The 538-nt window shown below is 74.7% G+C and carries 1 protein-coding gene; it reads left to right on the top strand.

Features of this window, described 5'->3' with window-relative positions; translation table 11 throughout:
• A partial coding sequence (locus tag APM_RS12715) for an aminotransferase class I/II-fold pyridoxal phosphate-dependent enzyme (protein WP_007423781.1) occupies positions 1-538 on the top strand: 538 nt, incomplete at both ends.

Consider the following 538-nt stretch of genomic DNA (forward strand, 5'->3'; position numbering starts at 1 on the left):
ATATCGGCGGCGCCATGGCCGACCGCGCCGCCGGCGCGCACTGGCTGCGTGACCGGATGGGCCCGTTGCCGCCCGAGCGCGTGCTGCTCTGCCCCGGCGCGCAGGGCGCGTTGCTCGCGATCGCCGGCCTGCTCGCCGCCCCTGGCGATGCCGTCTGCGTCGAGGATCTCACCTATCCGGGCTTCCGCGCGCTGGCCGCCCATCGCGGCCTTCGCCTGGTGCCGGTCGCCATGGATGCGGACGGGCTGCTGCCCGACGCCTTCGAGGCCGCCTGCCGCGCGCACCGGCCGAAGCTGCTCTACTGCACGCCGACCCTGCACAACCCCACGACCGCCACGATGCCCCCGGACCGCCGCGCCGCGATCGCCGCCATCGCGACGGCGCAGGGCATCGCGATCGTCGAGGACGACGCCTATGGCATGCTGCCGCGCAGCGCGCCGCCGCCGCTCGCCACCTTCGCGCCCTCCATTTCCTATTACATCGCGGGGGTGGCGAAATCGCTCTCCCCGGCGCTGCGCCTCGCCTATGTCGTCCCGCC

Origin of the sequence: Acidiphilium sp. PM (assembly GCF_000219295.1) — a bacterium.
In the GTDB taxonomy this organism is placed as follows: Bacteria; Pseudomonadota; Alphaproteobacteria; order Acetobacterales; family Acetobacteraceae; genus Acidiphilium; species Acidiphilium multivorum.